The sequence below is a fragment of the Nocardia sp. NPDC059764 genome, from assembly GCF_042732555.1.
In the GTDB taxonomy this organism is placed as follows: domain Bacteria; phylum Actinomycetota; class Actinomycetes; order Mycobacteriales; family Mycobacteriaceae; genus Nocardia.
Genome location: NZ_JBHWHH010000289.1, coordinates 1 through 5,320 on the forward strand (window position 1 = coordinate 1; position 5,320 = coordinate 5,320).

The following is a 5,320-nucleotide window of genomic DNA, read 5'->3' on the forward strand; positions in this document are numbered from 1 at the left end:
GTGCACCCGGCGGTGACCGGCTCGCCCGCGAAGCGGTCGGCCAGAAAGTCCATGGCGCCCAAGGCTTCTATCACCGCCGCGGGGTTGTGTCCCGGGATGCCCGAGTGCACGGCGGTGAGGGTCGCGCCCAGCGCGCAGTAGCGGTCGACGAGATCGCTGAAGCCCCGAGACGGGATCACGTCGTCGGAATCGCTGTGGTACAGGTACAGCGGCACGTCCGGCGCCCAGCCGCCCAGTTCCTGGCGATCGGTGACGGACCGGAAGGCCTGGCTGCCGAGGATGTCCGGGATCGCCGAGTAGTCGTCGATGCGCCGGAAGGCGTGGTGGGCCACGAGATCGCTTCCGCAGGAAGCGGATTCCTGTTCGATCAGCGCGCGGCCACTGTCATTGAGTGAGTCCGCCAGACCGGGATCGTTGCGTGTCATGGCGATCAGGATCAGCACCCCGAGTCCGGCCTGTACGCTGCCGTCCACACCGCGGGCGATGGCGGGGATATCGGCGGGGACGCCGCCGGAACTCACCCCGGAGAACCAGAGCTCGGGCGCGTAGCTCGCCCGCAACTGCATAGCCCACAGGGTCGCGAAGGCCCCGCCGGAGTAGCCCCAGGCCCCGAGCGGGCTGGTATCGCTGATTCCCAGGGGTGCAAAGGCTTTGGCGGCGCGGACGCCGTCCAGAACCGCGCGGCCGGAGTTGATTCCGTCGAAGAACCGGGACTGCGCGCCCTCGTAATCGGACACCACCACCGCCCAGCCGCGACGCAGCGCCTCGGTCAGGAACGGCACGTCGAGCAGGGTGTTGGTGATGGCCAGGTCGCGGCCGCCGCCCAGTGCGAACGATGGGGCGCAACGGGTTCCGAGACTGTCCTCGGCAATCTGATACGACAGCAACGGGCGATCCCCGGGCCCGGTCCACGGGGTGAGCGGAGCCATCACCGTGGCCACGTCGGCGGCGGCGTGCCCGGCGGAATCGGTGGTGCGGTATCGCACCTGCCAGCCCGCGACCGGTAGCGGCAGCCCCAGGACGGCGATCGGCCGGGAATCGAGAATCGTCCCGTTTCCGTACTCTCCCAGGCCGATTGGCGTCGAATAGAACGGGTCGGCGTCGGGAACCGGAATCTCCGCTCTGGTGCCGGGCCCGGCCATCACCGCCGCCAATAGGGCTGCCGCGCTGATCAGCCCGATCCGCCACCCCGATCCGAACCATGCGCCATCCCGCCGCATCACGCCTCCAGCGTCGAACTTCCCGACGCTCCGGACCCACGGACCCGCTGTTCGCGCCTGATCACTCCGGCGCATCGGAGACCCACAAGGTACTGCCGCCGTCCGACCCGGTCAATGGCGTCCCGCGCGCCGTAACTACGGCGTTGCGCGGTTTGTCACACGAAAAGATATATCCAGCAAGAAGTCCAGCTCTTCATAACTGGCTCTACCGTTTGCATGCCAGTTGCCGCCATGCTCGACCAATGCTGCGTCGCCTCCTCGCCCTGTACATCGGACTCTGGCTCTACGGCCTCTCCATGGCCGTCATGATCCGCGCCGCCCTCGGCCTGGACCCCTGGGACGTCTTCCATCAGGGCGTCGCCGACCACGTGCCGCTCAGCTTCGGCACCGTGGTCGCGATCACCGGCGCGGCCGTCCTCCTGGCGTGGATTCCCTTGCGCCAGTGGCCAGGTCCGGGCACGGTCAGCAATGTGGTCGTCATCGGCGTCTCGGTGGACGCCGGCCTCTGGCTGCTGCCGGAGTTGCCCGGGCTGCCGCTCCGGATCGGGGCGATGGGCGCGGCCGTGGTCCTCAATGCGGTGGCGACGGTTCTCTATATCGGCGCGGGGATGGGCCCGGGTCCGCGCGATGGCCTGATGACTGGCCTGGTTCGCCGGACAGGCCGACCGGTTTGGGTCGTGCGGACAGGGTTGGAGGCGACCGTGTTGTCCGTAGGTTGGCTGCTCGGTGGCAGTGTCGGCATCGGCACCCTGATGTACGCGTTCGGCATCGGCCCGCTGATCCAGCTCATGATCCCGTTCGTGGACCGCTACCTGCCGGGCTTCCACGAGGCCGAATCCACCACGACGGCGGCCACTGCGACGGAGTCGATGGCCGCCTGAAACAGGCTCGCCGCCGGTCGATGAGGTCGGCGAAGATGCGGGTGATGCGGTCGGTCAAGGCTTCCGGGGTGGTGCCGGATCGGCCCAAGCCCGCCCGCGCCGCGGCCGCCTGACCGTCCGGCCTCGTTCCGCACAGGCGTAGGGTGGCGAAAGAGGGTGGGGCGGAAAGCGATTGCGGAGGGCTTATGCGGCGCGGCAACGGTGTGGAGATTCCGGAGACGCTCGAGGATGTGTGCGCACCGGACAAGATGGCGGTCATCGTCTACGACATGCAGGCCGGGGTGCTGGGCCAGCTCGACGACGGCCCGGCGATCACCGAGCGCGTCGTGCGCGTGGTCGAGGCCGCGCGGCGCGGCGGCTACCCGGTCATCTTCCTGCGGCACTTCTTCCTGCCCAAGCGGCTCATGGGCAGTTTCGCCATGCGGATGGCGATGACCTGGCAGGGCAAGGACTCCATCGACGATGTGGTCCCGATCCTGCAGCGCGACACCCCGGGCTTCCAGCTGGTGCCGGAACTGCAACCGCGGGAGGGCGAGGTCGTCTTCGACAAGACGTCGATGTCGGCGTTCGAGGGCACCCCGCTCGCCTCGACGCTGCGTGACCTCGGGATCGGGTCCTACGCCATCGTCGGCGTCGCGCTGGAGATCGGGATCGCGCCGACGGTGTGCCACTCCACCGATCTGGGCTTCGTGCCGGTCGTCGTCCGCGACGGGGTCGGCGGGCGCGACGAGCCCGGCAAGCAGCGGGCCTGGGAGGACTTCGAATTCCAGGGGCACGCCATCGTCACCGACTCCGACAGCCTGATTCCGTTGCTGGAGAAGTCGAGCTAGTCGGAGCCGGGGATCCAGGCCGGATGCCACAGGCGTCCGGTCTCGGTCCAGTTCTGGAAGCGGACCGTGCCCGTGAGCTTCGGCGTCACCCAGACCGCGTCGCGGCGCTCGTCGGCGGTGAGCTCGTTGTCGAACGGGCTGGTCTTGCGTTCCAGCCGGCGCAGGCGGTCGGCGAGATCGCTCATCTCCTGCTCGCTGAAACCGGTGCCGACCCGGCCCAGGTAGTACAGCTCGCCCTGATGCGGGACGCCGACCAGCAGGGACGCGAACTGCCGCGCCGCCGAACGCCGGTAGCCGCCGATCACCACGGACAGCGTCCGCCAATTGCGGGTCTTGATCCAGGACTGGCCGCGGCGGCCCGGGAGGTAGACCGAGTCGCGCCGCTTCGCGACCACGCCCTCCATGCCGTGCTCCTGGCTGTAGCGCAACGCGTCCGCGCCGGACCCCGGTAACCGCGCCGGCACGATCAGCGAACGTGACTGCCCGGCAAGGGCTTCCAGCACGCGCCGCCGATCGTCGTAGCGTTTGCGGATCAGCGAAGTGCCGTCCAGGTACAGCAGGTCGAAGGCCAGGAAGACCGCGCGGCCCGAATCCGCGCGCAGCAGGCCGAGATTCGCGCCGCCGTGATCGTCGAAGACCACCGCCTCGCCGTCGAGCACCGCGGAATGGCCGGACAGTTCCTCGCCGAGCACGGCCAGGCCGGGATATTTCCCGGTGACGACGTGCCCGGCGCGGCTGTGCAGGGTCACCGTGCCGTCCTCGATCTCGGCGATCAACCGGAACCCGTCCCATTTGGTCTCGAACGCCCACTGTCCGGCGTCGAGCGTGGTCACGTCACCGGCGGTGGCCAGCATCGGCATGACGCCGCGCGGCATGGGCGCGGGAGTCCGCGGCGTCGAGACCGCCTGCGCCCCCGCGCCTTCCTTCCCATTGCCTCCCGGCGGCGTCTGATCCTTCATCAGGTGCATGAGCCACTGGTTGCCGTTGGTCTGGATGAGCGCGTACCGCCCGGTCAGCCGCTGCCCGCGCAGCCACACGATGACCTCGTCGTCACGCCACTTCTCGGTCTCGTAGGTGCCGGAATCCCAGATGGTCATCTCGCCGCCGCCGTACTCGCCCTTCGGGATGGTCCCGTGGAAGGTGAGGTACTCGATGGGGTGGTCCTCGGTGTGCACGGCCAGCCGGTTCTCGCCGGTGTCGGTGGGCGGGCCCTTGGGCACGGCCCAGGAGGCGAGCACGCCGTCGCGTTCCAGCCGGACGTCCCAGTGCAGGCGGCGGGCGTGATGCTCCTGCACGACGAAACGATCGCCCCGCCCGTCCGCGGGCGGGCCCGGGGGCACCGGTTCGGGGGTGCGGCCCGGGTCGCGCATGGATCGGTAGGTGTCGAGCCGATCCGGTCGCGGCACCGCTTCGTCGAGTCCGTCGAGCAGGTCGCCCTGGTCCTCGAATCGGCGCAGGACCTCGTCGAAGGTCAAGTGCCGCAACGTCTTCGGCTTCTCGATCTCCGTCCAGGACCGGGGCGCGGCCACCCAGGGCTGGGCGCGGCCGCGCAGCGAGTACGGCGCGATGGTGGTCTTGGCCGGATTGTTCTGGCTCCAGTCCAGGAACACCTTGCCCTCGCGCGCCGACTTGGCCATGGTGGCCGTGACCAGCTCGGGGCGCAGCTGCTGCAGGTTGGTGGCGACCTGCTTGGCCACGGCCGAGGCCCCGTTCGGGCCGAGCCTGCGGTCCAGCGGGACGTAGATGTGAATTCCCTTGGAGCCGCTGGTGACCGGGTACGCCTGCAGGCCCACCTCGCGGACCACATCGCGCAGGATGAGCGCGACCTCGGCGCATTGCGCCAGCCCGGCGCCCGGTCCGGGGTCCAGGTCGAAGACCAGCCGGGTGATGTCGCCGACCTCGTGGCCGTCGAAACACCATTGCGGCACATGCAATTCCAGGGCGGCCTGCTGGCCGAGCCAGGCCATGCCCGCGACGGTGTCGATGAGCGGATACGTGACCGCCCGGCCGGAATGCTGAACGGTGCGCCGCGCCAACCACTTCGGCGCGTGTTCGGCCAGATTCTTCTCGAAGAACGACTGCTCGTCCACGCCGTTCGGCCAGCGCTTGCGGGTCACCGGCCGCTCCGCGATATGCGGCAGCAGGGCCGGGGCGATGGCGGTGAAATAGTCGATGACCTCGCCCTTGGTGGTCCCGGTGGCCGGGTACAGCACCTTGTCGAGGTTGGTCAGCCCAACCTCGATGCCCCCGAAATCCCTGCGGGACCCCATGACAGCAGTTTAGAGCCGGGACCCGCCGAAAACCGGCAACCCGGAAGGCCCGTGAAAAGCCAACGGGCCGTTCGGGTCAAGCGGCGGAGCTGCCCCGCCACTCCCGAACGGCCCGTGGA

The 5,320-nt window shown here is 69.3% G+C and carries 4 protein-coding genes; 2 read left to right on the forward strand and 2 right to left on the reverse strand.

The window, feature by feature from the left end; genetic code table 11:
* Positions 1 to 1,220: lipase family protein (locus ACFV4K_RS34525; protein WP_379280516.1), on the reverse strand; the 1,220-nt coding region annotated here is incomplete at its 3' end.
* Between the two features lie 242 nt (positions 1,221 to 1,462).
* Here ACFV4K_RS34525 and ACFV4K_RS34530 point away from each other — a divergent pair.
* Positions 1,463 to 2,101, forward strand: coding sequence for a YitT family protein (locus tag ACFV4K_RS34530; RefSeq protein WP_379280518.1), 639 nt, complete (start codon positions 1,463 to 1,465; stop codon positions 2,099 to 2,101).
* A gap of 185 nt (positions 2,102 to 2,286) precedes the next feature.
* Positions 2,287 to 2,931 (forward strand): cysteine hydrolase family protein, encoded by a 645-nt coding sequence (locus ACFV4K_RS34535; RefSeq protein ID WP_379280519.1) that lies wholly within the window; start codon positions 2,287 to 2,289, stop codon positions 2,929 to 2,931.
* On the opposite strand, the gene ACFV4K_RS34540 is transcribed toward ACFV4K_RS34535, so the two are convergent.
* Positions 2,928 to 5,201: an ATP-dependent DNA ligase gene (locus ACFV4K_RS34540; RefSeq protein WP_379280520.1), complete on the reverse strand. Its 2,274-nt coding sequence runs from the start codon at positions 5,199 to 5,201 to the stop codon at positions 2,928 to 2,930. The genes ACFV4K_RS34535 and ACFV4K_RS34540 overlap by 4 nt on opposite strands.
* Positions 5,202 to 5,320: the final 119 nt, after the last annotated feature.

Excerpts from the sequence above, each read along its gene's own strand:
- ACFV4K_RS34540 (WP_379280520.1), bottom strand. The coding sequence starts at position 5,201 with ATGGGGTCCCGCAGGGATTTCGGGGGCATCGAGGTTGGGCTGACCAAC.
- ACFV4K_RS34530 (WP_379280518.1), top strand. The coding sequence starts at position 1,463 with ATGCTGCGTCGCCTCCTCGCCCTGTACATCGGACTCTGGCTCTACGGC.
- ACFV4K_RS34535 (WP_379280519.1), top strand. The coding sequence starts at position 2,287 with ATGCGGCGCGGCAACGGTGTGGAGATTCCGGAGACGCTCGAGGATGTG.